At 73.5% G+C, this 17403-nt stretch carries 15 protein-coding genes; 11 read left to right on the top strand and 4 right to left on the bottom strand.

Annotated elements, in window-relative coordinates; genetic code table 11:
* Positions 1–865: DeoR/GlpR family DNA-binding transcription regulator (locus J5Y04_RS35940; RefSeq protein ID WP_245206159.1), on the bottom strand; the 865-nt coding region annotated here is incomplete at its 3' end.
* 236 nt (positions 866–1101) lie between these two features.
* Positions 1102–2556 carry an NAD(P)H-quinone dehydrogenase gene (locus J5Y04_RS35945; RefSeq protein WP_209416739.1) on the bottom strand — a complete coding sequence of 485 codons (1455 nt, stop codon included), beginning with the start codon at positions 2554–2556 and terminating at the stop codon, positions 1102–1104.
* Between the two features lie 78 nt (positions 2557–2634).
* Between J5Y04_RS35945 and J5Y04_RS35950 the strand changes: the two genes are divergently transcribed.
* Positions 2635–3072, top strand: a complete 438-nt coding sequence (locus J5Y04_RS35950; RefSeq protein WP_209416740.1) for a gamma-glutamylcyclotransferase — start codon at positions 2635–2637, stop codon at positions 3070–3072.
* A gap of 6 nt (positions 3073–3078) precedes the next feature.
* Here J5Y04_RS35950 and J5Y04_RS35955 read toward each other — a convergent pair whose 3' ends face one another.
* Complete coding sequence (locus tag J5Y04_RS35955) at positions 3079–4050, bottom strand: hypothetical protein (RefSeq protein WP_209416741.1); 972 nt, start codon at positions 4048–4050, stop codon at positions 3079–3081.
* A gap of 225 nt (positions 4051–4275) precedes the next feature.
* On the opposite strand from J5Y04_RS35955, the gene J5Y04_RS35960 reads away from it, so the two are divergent.
* The 6 genes from J5Y04_RS35960 to J5Y04_RS35985 all read left to right on the top strand — a co-directional run bounded on the left by J5Y04_RS35960 (position 4276) and on the right by J5Y04_RS35985 (position 12445).
* Positions 4276–6507, top strand: coding sequence for a HAMP domain-containing protein (locus tag J5Y04_RS35960; protein ID WP_307853473.1), 2232 nt, complete (start codon positions 4276–4278; stop codon positions 6505–6507).
* Between the two features lie 13 nt (positions 6508–6520).
* Positions 6521–7996, top strand: a complete 1476-nt coding sequence (gene pgsB / locus J5Y04_RS35965) for a poly-gamma-glutamate synthase PgsB (protein WP_307853474.1) — start codon at positions 6521–6523, stop codon at positions 7994–7996.
* Positions 7993–8475, top strand: a complete 483-nt coding sequence (locus tag J5Y04_RS35970; RefSeq protein WP_063349074.1) for a poly-gamma-glutamate biosynthesis protein PgsC/CapC — start codon at positions 7993–7995, stop codon at positions 8473–8475. Before pgsB ends, J5Y04_RS35970 begins: the two co-directional genes overlap by 4 nt.
* Before the next feature lie 68 nt (positions 8476–8543).
* A complete protein-coding gene (locus tag J5Y04_RS35975) occupies positions 8544–9641 on the top strand; it encodes an NlpC/P60 family protein (protein ID WP_209416742.1) in 1098 nt (365 codons plus the stop codon).
* A 127-nt stretch (positions 9642–9768) separates the two neighbouring features.
* Positions 9769–10590 (top strand): purine-nucleoside phosphorylase, encoded by an 822-nt coding sequence (locus J5Y04_RS35980; protein WP_209416743.1) that lies wholly within the window; start codon positions 9769–9771, stop codon positions 10588–10590.
* Positions 10591–10720: 130 nt separating this feature from the next.
* Positions 10721–12445, top strand: coding sequence for a phospho-sugar mutase (locus J5Y04_RS35985; protein ID WP_245206154.1), 1725 nt, complete (start codon positions 10721–10723; stop codon positions 12443–12445).
* A gap of 99 nt (positions 12446–12544) precedes the next feature.
* Here the strand turns inward: J5Y04_RS35985 and J5Y04_RS35990 are convergent, their stop codons facing one another.
* Positions 12545–13222: a PH domain-containing protein gene (locus J5Y04_RS35990; RefSeq protein ID WP_209416745.1), complete on the bottom strand. Its 678-nt coding sequence runs from the start codon at positions 13220–13222 to the stop codon at positions 12545–12547.
* Positions 13223–13362: 140 nt separating this feature from the next.
* Between J5Y04_RS35990 and deoC the strand changes: the two genes are divergently transcribed.
* From deoC to J5Y04_RS36010, 4 genes are all read left to right on the top strand, one after another.
* A complete protein-coding gene (gene deoC, locus J5Y04_RS35995) occupies positions 13363–14349 on the top strand; it encodes a deoxyribose-phosphate aldolase (RefSeq protein ID WP_209416746.1) in 987 nt (328 codons plus the stop codon).
* A 5-nt stretch (positions 14350–14354) separates the two neighbouring features.
* The gene (locus J5Y04_RS36000; RefSeq protein WP_209416747.1) at positions 14355–15836 is read left to right on the top strand and encodes an aldehyde dehydrogenase family protein; all 1482 of its coding nucleotides are present in this window, start codon (positions 14355–14357) and stop codon (positions 15834–15836) included.
* A complete protein-coding gene (locus J5Y04_RS36005) occupies positions 15829–16731 on the top strand; it encodes an aldehyde dehydrogenase family protein (RefSeq protein ID WP_209416748.1) in 903 nt (300 codons plus the stop codon). Before J5Y04_RS36000 ends, J5Y04_RS36005 begins: the two co-directional genes overlap by 8 nt.
* 218 nt (positions 16732–16949) lie before the next feature.
* On the top strand, positions 16950–17360 hold the full coding sequence (locus J5Y04_RS36010; RefSeq protein WP_209416749.1) for a hypothetical protein: 411 nt from the start codon (positions 16950–16952) through the stop codon (positions 17358–17360).
* Positions 17361–17403: the final 43 nt, after the last annotated feature.

Here is a 17403-nt window from a genome sequence, read left to right on the forward strand (position 1 = left end):
CGGGCAGCGGCGCGCCCCCGGGCGGCGGGGCGGCCCGGCGGGCCATCGGGCCGGGCTGGGTCTGGTGGACCGGCCCGCTGCCGGTGCCGTGCACCGGGGCGTCCCCGGCGGGGGCGGCGCCGAGCGGCGCGAGGTCGATCTGCACGCCGCAGTCGGCGAGCGCGTCCAGCTCGCGCGCGGTGCCGTCCTCGGAGGTGGCCTGCTCGTCCGTGACCAGCCGGGTGATGGTCTCGGTCGGCACGGTCTGGAACATGGTGTCCGCGCCGAGCTTGGTGTGGTCGGCGAGGACGATGACCTCGGCGGCCGACTGCACCAGAGCCCGGTCCACGCTCGCGGAGAGCATGTTCGTGGTCGACAGGCCGCGTTCGGCCGTCAGCCCGCTGCCGGAGATGAACGCCTTGGAGACCCGCAGCCCGTGCAGCGACTGCTCCGCCCCGCTGCCCACCAGGGCGTAGTTGGAGCCCCGCAGGGTCCCGCCGGTCATCACCACCTCCACCCGGTTGGCGTGCGCCAGCGCCTGGGCGACCAGCAACGAGTTGGTGACCACCGTCAGCCCGGGCACCCGGGCCAGTCTGCGGGCCAGCTCCTGGGTGGTGGTACCGGCGCCGACCACCACGGCGTCGCCCTCCTCCACCAGGCCCGCGGCGAGATCGGCGATGGCGCTCTTCTCGGCCGCGGAGAGGTGGGTCTTCTGCGGGTAGCCGGGTTCGCGGCTGAAGCCGCCGGGGAGCACCGCGCCGCCGTGCCGGCGGTCGAGGAGCCCTTCTGCCTCCAGTGCCCGTACGTCTCGGCGCACGGTCACTTCGGAGGTCTGGACGACGCGGGCCAGTTCACGGAGCGACACGGCTCCGTTGGCGCGCACCATTTCGAGGATCAACTGGCGACGTTCTGCTGCAAACACAGAACCGACGGTAACCTGCGTGACCGTCTGCTTTCAGGCGTTTGCAGCTGGTAGCCGGAATTGCTCACGCACGAGCGGCGCGTGACCGTACAATACGCGCCGTCAGCAAACCGGAACTGCGCCCGCCGTCCGGGTGAAACCCCTGCATGCGCGAAGGGCGGCCACCTGCCGGCAGCCGCCCTCAACTTCGCGTCGGGTGCTCAGTTTTCGCCCTCGGCCCGCTTCCTGATGTGGAGCTGGCGGGCGGCCTCGGCGGTCGAGCCGGAGACCGACGGGTAGACGGTGAAGGCGCTGGCCACCTGTTCGACCGTCAGATTGGCGTCCACCGCGAGCGAGATCGGGTGGATCAGTTCGCTGGCGCGCGGGGCGACCACCACACCGCCGACCACGATGCCGGTGCCCGGGCGGCAGAACAGCTTCACGAAGCCGTCCCGGATGCCCTGCATCTTGGCCCGCGGGTTGCCGCGCAGCGGAAGCTTGACCTCGACCGCGTCCATCTTGCCGCACTTCACGTCGGCGGCGGTGTAGCCGACGGTCGCGATCTCCGGGTCGGTGAAGACGTTGGAGGCCACGGTCTTCAGGTTCAGCGGCTGCACCGCGTCGCCGAGCGCGTGGTACATCGCGATCCGGCCCTGCATGGCCGCCACCGAGGCGAGCATGAAGACGCCGGTGCAGTCGCCGGCCGCGTACACGCCGGGGGCGCTGGTGCGGGAGACCCGGTCGACCTGGATCTGGCCCCAGTCGTTGAGCTTGACCCCGGCCTCCTCCAGGCCCATGTCCGCGGTGTTCGGGATCGAGCCGACCGCCATCAGACAGTGCGTGCCCTTGATCACCGTGCCGTCGGAGAGGGTCACCTCGACGTGGTCGCCCACGCGCTTGGCGCCCTCGGCGCGGGAGCGGCTCATCACGTTCATGCCGCGGCGGCGGAAGACCTCCTCCAGCACCTCGGCGGCGTCCGGGTCCTCGCCCGGCAGCACCCGGTCACGACTGGAGACCAGGGTGACCTTGGAGCCGATCGCCTGGTAGGCGCCGGCGAACTCGGCGCCGGTGACGCCGGAGCCGACCACGATCAGCTCGCGCGGCAGCTCGTCCAGGTCGTACACCTGGGTCCAGGTCAGGATCCGCTCGCCGTCCGGCTGGGCGTCCGGCAGCTCGCGCGGGTGGGCCCCGGTGGCGATCAGCACCGCGTCGGCGCGCAGCGACTGGACGCTGCCGTCGGGCGCGTCCACGAGCACCTCGCGGGAGCCGTCCACGGCCTGCCCGCCGGCGCCGAGCCGGCCCCGGCCGCGCAGCACCGTCACGCCGGCACGGGTCACCGACTGGGTGATGTCGTGCGACTGCGCGATGGCGAGTCGCTTCACCCGTCGGTTGACCTTGCCCAGGTCCACGCCGACCACCCTGGCCTGCTGCTCCAGCGGCGGGGTGTCGTCGGCGACGATGATGCCCAGCTCCTCGTACGAGCTGTCGAAGGTCGTCATCACCTCCGCGGTCGCGATCAGGGTCTTCGACGGCACGCAGTCCGTGAGCACCGCCGATCCGCCCAGACCGTCGCGGTCGACGACGGTCACCTCCGCGCCGAGCTGAGCGGCGACGAGCGCCGCCTCGTAGCCGCCGGGTCCGCCACCGATGATCACGATCCGAGTCACGCTCACCATTGTCCCGTACGCCGGGAGCGCTGCCACGCCGGGGTCGGGGCTTCTGTGCAATCGCCCCGTGAACGTAGGCTTCCCCCCATGCCCCTTTACGCCGCGTATGCCACCAACCTCGATGCCCGGCAGATGACCCGCCGCGCGCCGCACTCCCCCCTGCGCGGCAGCGGGTGGCTGGACGGCTGGCGACTCACCTTCGGCGGCGAACAGCTCGGCTGGGAGGGCTCGCTGGCGACGGTGGTCGAGGACGAGAAGGACCAGGTCTTCGTCTCGCTGTACGACGTCGCGCCGATGGACGAGGAGGGCCTCGACCGCTGGGAGGGCGTCCAGCTCGGCATCTACCGCAAGATCAAGCTGCGCGCGCACACCCTGGACGGCGACATCCCGGTCTGGACGTACGTGCTCAACGACTACGAGGGCGGCCTGCCCGCCGCCCGCTACCTCGGGCTGATCGCGGACGCCGCGGAGAGCGCCGGCGCGCCGCACGACTACGTCCTGGACCTGCGCCGCCGCCCCTGCTGAGGCGCGTCAGGGCGTAGCCGGGCCACGCCAGGAGACGGCGGTGGCGGCCAGGGCCGCCGCCACCGCGGCCCGCCGGGCCGGCTCGGTGCGCAGCGCGTTGGCCAGCTCGACGTGCAGCCACGGCACCGCGAGGCCCGCCGCGAAGCGGCCCTCGACGTTGGTGGTGCCCTCCAGCTGCCCGCACTTCTCCTGCCACGCCCGGCAGACCGCGAACCCGGCCCGCCCGAGCCCGGCCGCGGTCAGCTCGGCGGCCGGCCCGGCCTGGCCCGCGCCGCTGGAGACCACCGTGTCCTGCCCGGGCAGGCTCCCCTCGTCGAAGCCGTGCACCTGGATGCCGGGCAGCCCGCGCGCGGTGAGCGCCTCGATCACGGCGGCGAACACGGTGTCGCTGCGGTGGGCCGGATCGGACGAGCCGTCCGCGCCCGCCCTGCGGTGCGCCCCGGCGAGCACCAGCACCCCGCCGGGCGCGGCCCGGAAGAGGTCCACCCCGAGCATTTCGGTGCGGCTGTCGGAGACGGGGTGCGGCACCTGCACCGACCAGTAGTCCTTCGCCGAGAGGTCCAGGTAGACCCGGCCCCAGCCGCGCCGGTCCGCCGGGCCGTCCTCGGCGATCTCGGCCACCCGGCGCCCGCTGCCCGCCTCGGTGAACTCGCTGAGCCGGTAGCCCACCGGCGCGAGCGCCTGCCCGGCCTGCTCGGGCCGCCCGTCGAGCGCCGCCACCACGCCGTCCGCGACGGCCCGGCGCTGCACCGCGTCCGGGACCGTGTACGGGGTGCCCGCGGCGAAGCCGGCGGTGTACGCGTCCACCCGGGCCGCCAGGTCCACCGGCAGCGGGCCGGTCGGGCCCGCCGTGGCCGCCGCGCCCGGCCGCCCCGCGGAACCGCGGGCCGCGACCGTCAGCCCGACGGCCAGCGCCGCCAGCACCAGCAGCGCCGCCATCGGCAGCACGACCGCGCGGCGGGAACCCGCTCTCTTCACGGGCAGAGTCTCCATAGGGCGAGAACTTACCGTGCGCGCCTCTTTTTCCATGATCCACACATGGCGTACCCAAAGATTCTCCGTTTCGATACCGAAACGTGACAGCATTTCGTGAACCACTTCGTACGCTTTTCAGGTTTTGACCAGGGCTTGACCACAGGTCGCGGCGCGGCTCCGGGGGGCGGCGGACACGCCGCAGCCCCCGAACCGATGACGAGGCCCCTCGTGAGCACGGCAACCAACCCGCCGCGGCAGCACCGCTATCGCCGACGGGCCGACATGCCGCTGCTCGGGGGCATCCGACCGCCGATCGCGCTGCTGCTGATCCTGCTGCTGGCCGTCGCCGCGATCACCGCGCTCGCCGTCGGGGGCCTGCGGGTGGACGACACCCCGCAGGCCGTCCGCGAGTCCCACCAGTTCGCCGCCGAGGACACCGCCGGCTCGCTCCGCGCCGGACTCCACGAGAGCGCCACCGACCTGCGCCGCGCCGCCGCCCGCTACGACGACGCCCCCGCCGAGCCCGCGGCCGTGCTGACCGCGCTCGGCCAGGCGTACCAGAAGTGGCGCGGCACGGTGATCGTCCGGCCCGACACCGGCCGGCTGCTCGCCGCCCGCGGCGAGACCGTCCCGCTGGCCGGCCTCGACCTCGCCAAGGTCACCGACACCCCACCCGCGCCGCTGCTGGTGCCCTCCACCGCCGGAACCCGGCTGCTCACCTTCGCCCTGGTGACCACCAAGGCGGACGGCCGGGCCCTGCTGGTCGCCTCCGACAACCTGCGGCTGCCCGGCATCGCCACCCGCAAGGAACAGACCATCCAGGTCCTCGACGCCACCGGCGCCGTCCTGGACTCCACCGGCGCCGCGCTCGCCGAGCCCGACAAGCGGCTGGTCGCCACCGCCCGGGAGCGCGCCGCCCGGCAGCGCCCCACGCCCGGCGAGACCGCCTCCGGCAGCCTGGCCGGCAGCCCCGACGACAAGGGCGTGCGCCGGGTGGCCGGCTACGCGGTCGTCGCCACCCCCGGCGGGCACGACCCGGCCACTCCGCTCGGCCTCACCGTCGTCTCCACCAGCACGGTCGACGGCAAGCCCGGCAGCCTGCGCCACCCGGCCCTCGGCCTGGCCGCCGCCGGCGCGCTGCTGGTGGTCGCCCTGCTGCTGGCCTTCTTCCTGATCCGCACCCTCCAGCGCCCCCTGCTCCGGCTCTTCCTGGACGCCCGCCGGCTCACCCGCGGCGAGCTGGACCAGCCGGTCCGCGGGCCCAGGCGCGGCGAGGCCGGCCGGATCAACCGCGCTCTGGAGGAGCTGCGGCTCCAGCTGCTCGACCCGGCCCGCCCGCCGGCCGAGGCCCCGGCGGCGAAGCGCCGCCCCGGGATCGCGCTGCCGCTCGCCCTGTGCGCCGTCGTCATCCTCGGCTGGTCCGGCCCGCTGCTCCTGCTCGGCGGTTCCGACACCGAGGTCCGCGTCCCGACCCAGGTGGTGGCCGGCCAGCGGGACCGCACCGACACCGCCGCCGACCGGGTCCGCCAGGCGCTCAACGAGGGCTACGCCGACCTGCGCTCGCTCGCCCCCGCGCTCGCCGGCGCCTCCGTCGGCCAGGCCACGACCCTGCTCCGGGCCACCCTCGCCGAGCACGACCGCTACCGCTCGCTCTACGTCCTCGGCGCCGGCGGCGAGCTGCTCGCCCAGGCCGGCGACACCCCGCACCGCACCGGGCCGGAGGCGGTCGGCCCGAGCGGCGTCCTGCTGCTCAACACGTCCGGCAAGGAGCCGCGGATCGCCGCCCGCGCGGCGCTCACCGCCGCCCCCGCCGAGCCGGAGGGGGACGACGCCCAGACGGCCAAGGGCCCGGTGGTGGTCGGCGAGTTCAAGACCGACTTCCTGAGCACCCTGCTCACCCGCCCGGGCCTCGGCCGGGTCTGGCTGATCGACGACCGGCAGCGCGTCCTCGCCGCCAACGAGGGCTACAGCTCGTTCGGCGACCTCCCCGAGGGCCGTGCCCGGGCCGTCCTGGACGACGCCAAGAAGGGCCCCGCCGCCGATGTCGTGCGGACCGGCGGCGACCCCTCCCTGGTCTCCGCCGCCCAGCTCGGCGGCAACGGCACCGTCGCCAAGCTCGGCTGGTCCGTGGTCACCGCCCACCCGGTGGCCTGGCTCCACCTCGACCAGAACCGGGCCGACCGGCGCGCCGTGCTGGCCGGCATGCTCGGCCTGGCCGCCGCCACGCTCTGCCTCGGCTGGCTCTTCATCGCCGTCGGCCTGCCGCTGCGCCGCCTCGCCGCGAGCGCCGAGGCGCTGGCCGCCGGGGACCGCCGCACCGTGCTCTACCCCGTCCACCACGACGAGGTCGGCGCCGTCGCCCGCAGCCTGGAGCTGATCCGCCAGGACCTCGGGTCCGCCGCCAAGGCCCCGTCCGGCCGCGGCGCGCCCACCGCCCCCGCCTCCACCACCGCCCGCTGAGAGGACCTCCGACGTGCTCTTCCTCTACCTCGTGCTGCTGGTGTGCTGCGCCGTCCTGCTGGTGGCGGGCATCGTCGAGCAGCGCCGGCACTTCGCGGCGCTGGAGCAGATCCCCACCCGGGTGCTGGTCAACGGCATCCGCGGCAAGAGCTCGATCACCCGGCTCTGCGCCGGCGCGCTGCGCGGCGGCGACCTGGTCACCGTCGCCAAGACCACCGGTACCGCGGCCCGGTTCATCCACCCCGACGCGACGGAGGAGCCGGTCTACCGCAAGTTCGGCATCGCCAACGTGGTGGAGCAGATCGGCATCGTCCGCCGCGCCGCGACCTACCGCCCGGACGCCCTGGTGATCGAGTGCATGGCGGTGATGCCGGCGCTCCAGGAGGTCAACCAGACCAAGCTGATCCGCTCCACCATCGGCGTGCTCTGCAACGTCCGTGAGGACCACCTCGCCGAGATGGGCCCGACCCTGGACGACGTCGCCCGCTCGCTCTCCCGCTCGATGCCGGTCGGCGGCGTCTGCGTCACCGCCGAGCAGGAGCGCGCGCACATCCTGCGCGAGGAGGCGGCCCGGCGGAACTGCGAGCTGATCGTCGTCGACCCGGAGTCGGTGACCGACGAGGAGCTGCGCGGCTTCAGCTGGTTCACCTTCAAGGAGAACGTGGCCATCGCCCTCGCGGTCGCCGAGCTCCTCGGCGTGGAACGGCAGACGGCGCTCCAGGGCATGTGGCAGGCGCCGCCGGACCCGGGCGTCCTCTCGGTCGAGCGCTACCGCACCGAGGACGGCAAGCGGCTGCGGTTCGCCAACGTGTTCGCGGCCAACGACCCCGAGTCCACGCTGATGAACGTCCGCCAGCTGGAGGGCCTCGGCGCGATCAACCGCCCGCTGAACGTGGTGATCAACTGCCGCCCGGACCGCGTCGAGCGCAACGGCCAGATGGGCCAGATCGTGCCGGACCTCGACCCGGACACCGTCTTCCTGATCGGCCACCCCACCAAGAGCGCCAGGGACGGCATCCCGGCGGGCTGGTCGGGGCGGGTGGTCGACCTCGGCGGCGACAAGCGCGACCCGGCGGCGCTCACCGCGGAGCTGCTGGCCGGCCTCGGGCCGGACTCCTCGCTGGTCGCGATCGGCAACATCCACGGCCAGGGCGAGCTGTTCCTGGACGAGCTCGCCCGGCTGGCCCCCGACGACGAGCCGGACGCGGAGCCGTACGAGGCGCCGTACGAGGAGCCGCACGGGGATCCGTACGAGGAGCCGGACGTGGTGACCGGGTACCGGCCGGACGCGGGGTACCGCCCGTACGACGAGCCCGGGCCCGCGTACTACACGGAACCCGCGTACGCCCGGCCCGCCCACCCCGGGCCCGCGTACGCCGGGCCCGCCGCCGCCCAGCCCGTGTACGTCCCGGAGCCGCTGCCCGACTCCTGGTTCGACCCGGCCCCCGCCCGCCCGCAGCGCCCCTTCCCGTACGGAGACCAGCAGTGATCCCCACCGAGCTCACCCCCGAGATCGCCGCCATCGGCATCGCGCTCGGCCTGGTCTTCTCGCTCGTCTGCTACCTGACCACCAACCTCTCCCCCGGCGGCATGATCACCCCCGGCTGGCTGGCCCTCACCCTGGTCGAGGACCTCCAGCGGGTGGCCATCGTGATCGGCGTGACGGTGCTGACCTACCTCGCCACCCGGGTCGTCCAGAAGCTGGTGATCCTCTACGGCAAGCGGCTGTTCGCCGCCGTGGTGCTGATCGGCGTGCTGCTCCAGGCCACCGTGATGCTGGTCCTCCAGCGCGAGCTGCCCACCCTGTACGCCAACCAGACGCTCGGCTTCATCGTCCCCGGCCTGATCGCCTACCAGCTGGTCCGCCAGCCGCGGGCCGCCACCCTGATGGCCACCAGCACGGTGACGCTCGCCAACTACGTCGTCCTCACCGCCGGCGTGCTGCTCGGCGCCCTCCCCGGCACGTAGGACCGACCGGTGGGCCGCCCCTGGTGCCCACCGGACCGGCCCCGTCCCGCCCCCTCCAGGAAGCGCCCATGCCAGTCACCCGGAAGTCCCTGCTCAGCGGCGGTCTCGCCGTCACCCTGCTGGCCGCCAGCGGGTACCTCACCGTCCAGTTGCGGGACCGCGACGGGCAGCCCGCCGCGGCCGGCGGCACCGCGCCGCTGATCGCCGCCACCGTCACGCCGAGCCCGGCCGCCGCCCAGGGCACCGCCCAGGCCGGCGCCGGCTACCGGTACGAGCGGCTGGCCGGGCCGGACCGCACGGTGGTCCGGGACTCCCGCGGCGGCGTGGTCGCCACCCTGACCGACGGCGCCCGCACCGCCGTCCTGGCCGGACCGAGCCGCACCTTCACCGAACCGGGCACCACCTCGGCCACCCTGGTCAGCGACAGCTGGGTCCGGCTGATGCCGCAGGCCTGGAAGGCCGGCGCGGAGAACGACGGCTGGTTCCGCACCTGGTTCCAGCAGTCGCTGGGCTCCACGGCGGACGACGTGCTGGCGATCGCCACCCAGTACCTGGCGGGCGCGCCGGAGGGCAAGGACGCCAAGGGCGTACGGATCAAGGGCGACGCCTCGTTCGGCCCGCTCAACCCGAACGGCTCGGCCGGCAACGACCTGCGGCTGGAGCAGACCGACTTCCTCGACTACCTCGGCACCGCGTACACCTTCGCCGACAAGGTCACCAAGCAGCCCGACAAGACCCGCTACGGCGCCTTCGACTGCTCCGGCTTCGTCCGGATGGTCTACGGCTACCGCGCCGGCTACCCGCTGCTCAGCAAGGACGTCGCCGGCAACGGCCTCCAGCGCACCGCCAACGGCCTGGCCCGGCTCGCGCCCGGCGTGCCGGTGCTGCCGCTGACCACCGCGCCCGGCTCGGACACCACCCTGCGGCCCGCCTCGATCGACCCGCTGCAACCCGGCGACCTGGTCTTCTTCGAGATCGACGCGCGCACCGGGGCCCGGCTCGACCACACCGGCATCTACCTCGGCCTGGACACCGACGGCCACCCCCGCTACGTCTCCAGCCGCGAGGAGGCCAACGGCCCGACCTTCGGCGACAAGGGCGGCACCGCGCGACTGGACGACAACGGCATGTACGCCAAGGGGCTGCGGAGCGCCAAGCGGCTGTAGGTTGCTCCCGTGCGGACGGGCGGAAAGGGGCCTGCGAGCTGTACTTTCACGCCATCCGGGTAACGATCCGGCACGTCGCGCCAGGATTTTCTACGCGCGTAGCCATTTCCCGTCTATCCTCGGACGTGTGAACGCATCTCCTCAGTCGGTCGTCTCCGCCGACCCCTACGCCGCCGCCCAGGCCGCCGCCGCGCGCCTGCGCGAGCTGACCGGTGCCGAGCGCCACGACGTCGCCCTGGTGATGGGCTCCGGCTGGGTGCCGGCCGCCGACGCCCTGGGCGAGACCGTGGCAGAGTTCCCGGTCACCGACCTCCCGGGCTTCCCCGCCCCCGCCGTGGCCGGCCACGCCGGCAAGATCCGCTCGGTGAAGATCGGCGACAAGCGCGCCCTGATCTTCCTCGGCCGCAACCACTACTACGAGGGCCACGGCGTGGCCACCGTGGTCCACGGCGTGCGCACCGCCGCCGCCGCGGGCTGCGGCATCATCGTGCTGACCAACGGCTGCGGCGGTCTGCGCGAGGGCTGGGTCCCCGGCCAGCCGGTCCTGATCAGCGACCACATCAACCTGACCGCGGACTCCCCGATCGTCGGCGCCAACTTCGTCGACCTGACGGACCTCTACTCCAAGCGCCTGCGCGACCTCTGCCGCGAGGTGGACTCCACCCTCGACGAGGCCGTCTACGTGCAGTTCCGCGGCCCGCACTACGAGACCCCGGCCGAGGTCCACATGGCCCGGGTGATCGGCGGCGAGCTGGTCGGCATGTCCACCACGCTGGAGGCCATCGCCGCCCGCGAGGCCGGCTCCGAGGTGCTCGGCATCTCCCTGGTCACCAACCTCGCCGCCGGCATGACCGGCGAGCCGCTCAACCACGCCGAGGTCCTGGAGGCCGGCAAGGCCTCCGCCGAGCGCATGGGCGCGCTGCTGGCGAAGGTCCTTGAGCGGATCTGACCCGGATCTGGTTCACAATCGTGAGCGACGGGGTCCGCGGACGGCTGTGATCAGCGGATCACAGCCGCCTGCGGGCCCCGTCCGCATGCGCACACCCACCCACTTGCGGAACTTCCCAACGGAGCTGGCCTTGACGCAGGCACCCACCACCGATCTCCTCACCCGGGCCCGGGCCTGGCTGGCTGAGGACCCCGACCCGCAGACCCGCGAGGAGCTGACCTCGCTGCTGGCCGTGGCCGAGGGCCCGGAGGCCGAGGGGGACAGCAAGCTCGCCTGGTCCCAGCTGGCCGAGCGGTTCTCCGGCCGGCTCCAGTTCGGCACCGCCGGCCTGCGCGGCGAGCTGGGCGCGGGCCCGATGCGGATGAACCGCGCCGTGGTGATCCGGGCCGCCGCCGGGCTGGTCGCCTACGTGAAGAAGGAACAGCTCGGCGACCTCGTCGTGATCGGCTACGACGCCCGCCACAAGTCGTACGACTTCGCCCGCGACACCGCCGCCGTGGTGGTCGGCGCGGGCCTGCGCGCCGCGCTGCTGCCGCACGCCCTGCCCACCCCGGTGCTCGCCTTCGCCGTCCGCCACCTCGGCGCGGCCGCCGGCGTCACCGTCACCGCCAGCCACAACCCGCCGCAGGACAACGGCTACAAGGTCTACCTGGGCGACGGCTCGCAGATCGTCCCGCCGGCCGACGCCGGGATCGCCGCCGAGATCGACGCGATCGGCTCGCTCGCCGAGGTCCCGCTCGCCGAGGACGGCTGGGAGGTGGTCGGCGGCGACGTCGTCGAGGCGTACCTGGCCCGCGCCGTCTCGATCGTGGACCCGCACAGCCCGCGCGACCTCGACGTCGTCTACACCCCGATGCACGGCGTCGGCCGCGACACCCTGGTCGCCGCCTTCCGCCGGGCCGGCTTCCCCGCGCCCACCGTGGTCGCCGAGCAGGCCGAGCCCGACCCGGACTTCCCGACCGTGGCCTTCCCCAACCCGGAGGAGCCGGGGGCGATGGACCTCGCCTTCCGCACCGCCGCCTCGGTCGGCCCGGACATCGTCATCGCCAACGACCCGGACGCCGACCGCTGCGCGGTGGCCGTCCCCGCCAACGGCAACGCCGCCGGCGGCCCCGGTCAGGGCAGCGGCTGGCGGATGCTCCGCGGCGACGACGTCGGCGCGCTGCTCGGCGCCGCGCTGGTCGCCAAGAAGGCCGCCGGCACCTTCGCCACCACCATCGTCTCCTCCACGCTGCTCGGCCGGATCGCCGAGGCGGCGGGCCTCGGGTACACCGAGACGCTCACCGGCTTCAAGTGGATCGCCCGCGCCGACGGCCTGCGCTACGGCTACGAGGAGGCGCTCGGCTACTGCGTCGACCCGCAGGGCGTGCGCGACAAGGACGGCATCACCGCCGCCCTGCTGGTCGCCGAACTGGCCGCCACGCTCAAGCAGTCCGGCCGCACCCTGGCCGACCTGCTGGACGACCTGGCGCTGGAGCACGGCCTGCACGCCACCGACCAGCTCTCCGTCCGCGTCCAGGACCTCTCGCTGATCGCCGACGCGATGCGGCGCCTGCGCGAGCAGCCGCCGACCGGGCTGGCCGGCCTGAAGGTCACCCAGGCGGACGACCTGACCGCCGGCTCCGCCGACCTGCCGCCGACCGACGGCCTGCGCTACTACCTGGCCGGCGAGGCCGTCCGCTCGGCCCGGATCGTCGTCCGGCCGTCCGGCACCGAGCCCAAGCTGAAGTGCTACCTGGAGGTCGTCCTCCCGGTGGCCTCCGCCGCCGACCTGGCCGGCGCCCGCGAGCGCGCCGCCGGGCTGCTCGACGGGATCAAGCGCGACCTGGCCGCGGCCGCCGGGATCGACGCCTGACGCACCCCGCAGGCGCCTGACGCACCCCGGACACGCCTGACGCACCCGCAGACGACGAAGGGCCCGCCGAGACCGGCGGGCCCTTCGTCGTCGTGGTTCCTAGGCCGCGATCGCGGCGATCAGCGCGACCAGGCCGGCCAGCGTCGGCGCGATGATCCACCAGCACCAGCGGACGGTCACCGGCCCGGCCGCGTCGGGGCTCGACGCGTTCCGCTCGGCCATCTCCTGGAGCACCGCGACCACCTGGTCGGACCAGGCCCTGGTCGAGTCCGGCGAGCCGAGGACCTCGGGGACGGGCTGGCGCCCCACGACCATCCCCAGCCGGGAGGTGTGCTCGACGCCGCCGCCGCGCTGCTGGGCCCGGTTGGCCCGCTTGCGCTGGCGCAGCGACACCGGCACCGCCCACACCTGGAACTTGCGGCCGTCCGCCAGCAGCTCCACCGAGTACCCGGCCCGCAGCGCGTCCACCGACGCCCACGGCGCCGTGATCGTCCGCAGCGGGTTGCGCACCACCAGCCGCCGGTCGTTGGCCAGCACGGCCGGCCGCAGCGTGTAGGCGATCACCGGGAAGGCGAACACCGGTACCGCGGCCAGAGCCACGTACGGCGTCTTCCCCGTCCCGTTGAGCGCCGCGTCCCCGATCAGCCACCCGGCCACGGCCAACAACAGCACGCCGGAGATCACACCGGGAATGGAGCGGTACACGCGGTCGGCGTACACGGGCTCCCCGTCGGAGCCGGCCGGGCCCTGGTGGGGCTTGCCGTCGGATTCGGTCATGCCGACGATTCTGCCGCATGGCCCCCGCGATCTACAGGGGTGACCAGCGGGGCGGACGGGGTTCGGAGGTCTCGGTCCGGCATCGAAAAGGTCCGGGCCTAGCGCAATGTTACGCGCGTAGATATGCTGGTCTGGTGACTATGTCCACTCTTGCAGCCAATGCCCCCGGCGTTGCGGGCAGCGGTCTCCAGGACGTTGCGGCGTCCGAGGCCTCGCTCCGCCGCTTCCTGCACGGCCTGCCCGGCGTCGACCAGGTCGGCCTGGAGGCGCGCGCCGCCACTCTCGGTACCCGCTCGATCAAGACCACGGCGAAGGCCTATGCCATCGACCTCGCCATCTCGATGATCGACCTGACCACGCTCGAAGGCGCGGACACGGTCGGCAAGGTGCGCGCGCTCTGCGCGAAGGGCCGGACCCCCGACCCCACCGACCCGGCCACCCCCCGGGTCGCCGCGATCTGTGTCTACCCGGACATGGTCGCCACCGCGAAGGCCGCGCTGCAGGGCACCGACATCCAGGTCGCCTCCGTCGCCACCGCCTTCCCCGCCGGGCGCGCCGCGCTCCCGGTGAAGCTGGCCGACACCGCCGACGCGGTCGCGGCCGGCGCCGACGAGATCGACATGGTGATCGACCGGGGTGCCTTCCTCTCCGGCCGGTACATGGACGTCTTCAACGAGATCGTCGCCGTCAAGGAGGCGTGCAGGCGCCCGGACGGCACCTCCGCCCACCTCAAGGTGATCTTCGAGACCGGCGAGCTGCAGACGTACGACAACGTGCGCCGCGTCTCGTGGCTGGCGATGCTGGCCGGTGCCGACTTCATCAAGACCTCGACCGGCAAGGTCGCCGTCAACGCGACCCCGCCGGTCACCCTGCTGATGCTGGAGGCGGTCCGCGACTTCAAGGCGCAGACCGGCGTCCAGGTCGGCGTCAAGCCCGCCGGCGGCATCAAGACCACCAAGGACGCCATGAAGTACCTGGTGATGGTCAACGAGACGCTCGGCGACGACTGGCTGACCCCGCACTGGTTCCGCTTCGGCGCCTCCAGCCTGCTCAACGACCTGCTGATGCAGCGTCAGAAGCTGACCACCGGACGGTACTCCGGCCCCGACTACGTGACGGTGGACTGATCACCATGGCCAAGAAGAACACCATCGAGGAGCCCGTGGCCCCCAAGCGCGGCGGCCTCTTCGAGTACGCCCCGGCCCCCGAGTCGCCCGCCGCCGCGGGTGACATCGCCACCTCCTACGGCCACTTCATCGGCGGCGAGTTCGTCGACTCCTCCGGCAGCGAGGCCCTGAAGACGGTCAACCCGGCCACCGAGCAGGTGCTCGCCGAGTTCGCCCAGGGCACCGACGAGGACGTGGACCGCGCCGTCGCCGCCGCCCGCAAGGCCTTCACCGGCTGGTCGGCGCTGCCCGGCAGCGAGCGCGCCAAGTACCTGTTCCGGATCGCCCGGATCATCCAGGAGCGCAGCCGCGAGCTGGCCGTCCTGGAGTCGATCGACAACGGCAAGCCGATCCGCGAGACCCGCGACGTCGACCTGCCGCTGGTCGCCGCGCACTTCTTCTACTACGCGGGCTGGGCGGACAAGCTGGACTACGCCGGCTTCGGCGCCGCCCCGAAGCCGCTGGGCGTGGCCGGCCAGGTCATCCCGTGGAACTTCCCGCTGCTGATGCTGGCGTGGAAGATCGCCCCGGCACTGGCCACCGGCAACACGGTCGTGCTCAAGCCGGCCGAGACCACCCCGCTGACCGCGCTCCGCTTCGCCGACATCTGCCGCCAGGCCGGTCTGCCGAAGGGCGTCGTCAACATCGTCACCGGTGACGGCCGCACCGGCGCCGCGCTCACCGCGCACCCGGACGTCAACAAGGTCGCCTTCACCGGCTCCACCCCGGTCGGCCGGGCGATCGCCAAGCAGCTGGCGGGCACCCGCAAGAAGCTGTCGCTGGAGCTGGGCGGCAAGGCCGCCAACATCGTCTTCGACGACGCGGCGATCGACCAGGCGGTCGAGGGCATCGTCAACGGCATCTTCTTCAACCAGGGCCACGTCTGCTGCGCGGGTTCGCGCCTGCTGGTCCAGGAGTCGGTCCAGGACGAGCTGCTGGACGCGCTGAAGCGCCGGATGGCCACCCTGCGGGTCGGCGACCCGCTGGACAAGAACACCGACATCGGTGCCATCAACTCGGCCGAGCAGCTGGCCCGGATCACCGCGCTGACCGACGCCGGCGAGGCCGAGGGCGCCGAGCGCTGGTCGCCCGCCTGCGAGCTTCCGGGCACCGGCTTCTGGTTCAAGCCGACCGTCTTCACCGGCGTCAGCCAGGCCCACCGGATCGCCCAGGAGGAGATCTTCGGCCCGGTCCTGTCGGTGCTGTCCTTCCGCACCCCCGAAGAGGCAGTCGCGAAGGCCAACAACACCCCGTACGGCCTCTCCGCCGGCATCTGGACGGAGAAGGGCTCGCGCATCCTCTGGATGGCCAGCAAGCTCAAGGCCGGCGTGGTCTGGGCCAACACCTTCAACAAGTTCGACCCGACCTCGCCGTTCGGCGGTTACAAGGAGTCGGGCTACGGCCGCGAGGGTGGCCGCCACGGTCTGGAGGCCTACCTCGATGTCTGATGTCGTGAGCCGTCTTGATGTCCTCAAGACCTACAAGCTGTACGTCGGCGGGAAGTTCCCGCGCTCCGAGAGTGGGCGGGTGTACGAGGTGACCGACTCCAAGGGCGAGTGGCTCGCCAACGCCCCGCTCGGCACCCGCAAGGACACCCGCGACGCGGTCGTGGCCGCCCGTGCGGCGGTCAAGGGCTGGGCCGGCACCACCGCGTACAACCGCGGCCAGGTGCTGTACCGGGTCGCCGAGATGCTCCAGGGCCGGCGCGAGCAGTTCGCCACCGAGGTGGCGCTCTCCGAGGGCGTCGGCCCGAAGAAGGCCGCCGCCCTGGTGGACGCGGCGATCGACCGCTGGGTCTGGTACGCGGGCTGGACCGACAAGGTCGCCCAGATCGCGGGCGGCGCCAACCCGGTCGCCGGGCCGTACTTCAACCTCTCCACCCCGGAGCCGACCGGTGTGGTCGGGATCGTCGCCCCGCAGGCCGGCTACGGGCACTCGCTGCTCGGCCTGGTCTCGGTGATCGCCCCGGCCATCGCGACCGGCAACACGGTGGTGGTCGCGGCCGCGGCCGACGCCCCGCTGCCGGCCCTGTCGCTGGGCGAGGTGCTGGCCACCTCGGACGTCCCGGGCGGCGTCGTCAACATCGTCTCGGGCCGGACCGCCGACATCGCGCCCACCCTGGCCTCGCACCAGGACGTCAACGCGGTGGACCTCACCGGGGCGATCGCGGCCGACGGTCCCGGCGCGGCGGGCGCGCTGGAGGCCGCCGCCGCGGATACCCTGAAGAGGGTGGTCCGTCCGGAGCTGGACCCGTTCGCCCAGGACTGGACCAATGCTCCCGGTACCGACCGGCTACTCTCGTTCCTGGAGACGAAGACGGTCTGGCACCCGATGGGGATCTGACCTCCCCGTCGGCCACCGGTAACAACTCCACAAGCTGGCCGTCCCCAGTGCCCTCTCCCCCCCAGGGCCCGGACGGTCATAGGACGGACCCGCGCCTCTCCCCCCCTGGCGCGGGTCCGTCGACTTTCGTCTCCGGACGGTTCCGCCTTTCGGCGCTCCCGGCGCCGGTCCGGGCCGGACAGAATCGTCCGTACCGGAAACGACCGAGGGGGGACGCCGTGGGAGAGATCGTCGGCGAGCTGATAACACTGTTCGCGGACGGGTTCCTGCGCAGGCTGCACGTGGCCCGCACCCGCCGCCGGCTGGCCGCGGGCCGGCCCGTCCGGGTGCCCTGCTCGGCCCGGTCCGACCGGCCCGGCTGGCAGCGCGCGTACGTCAACGGCCGGCTGCACATCACCCCAGGGGCCTCCGTCGCCGGCTTCGGCTCCCGTGTCCTCGGCCACAACGAACTGGCCGCCGGCGGCAGCTTCCACGAGCCCGAACCGGACACCTGGTACAGCCAGGACTGGGCCGCCACCACGTACCGGCCGCCCGGCGGCGGCCCGCCGGTCCACCTCCAGGTCGACAGCCGGTACCTGCCGCTCGTCCAGGCCGCGCTCACCGATCCCCGGTCCGTGCGGAAAGGCTGATCCGACCGGTTTCGGCATCGGGCCCGGATGCGTCAGACTGGTG

Source organism: Kitasatospora sp. RG8, assembly GCF_017813315.1.
Lineage (GTDB): Bacteria > Actinomycetota > Actinomycetes > Streptomycetales > Streptomycetaceae > Kitasatospora.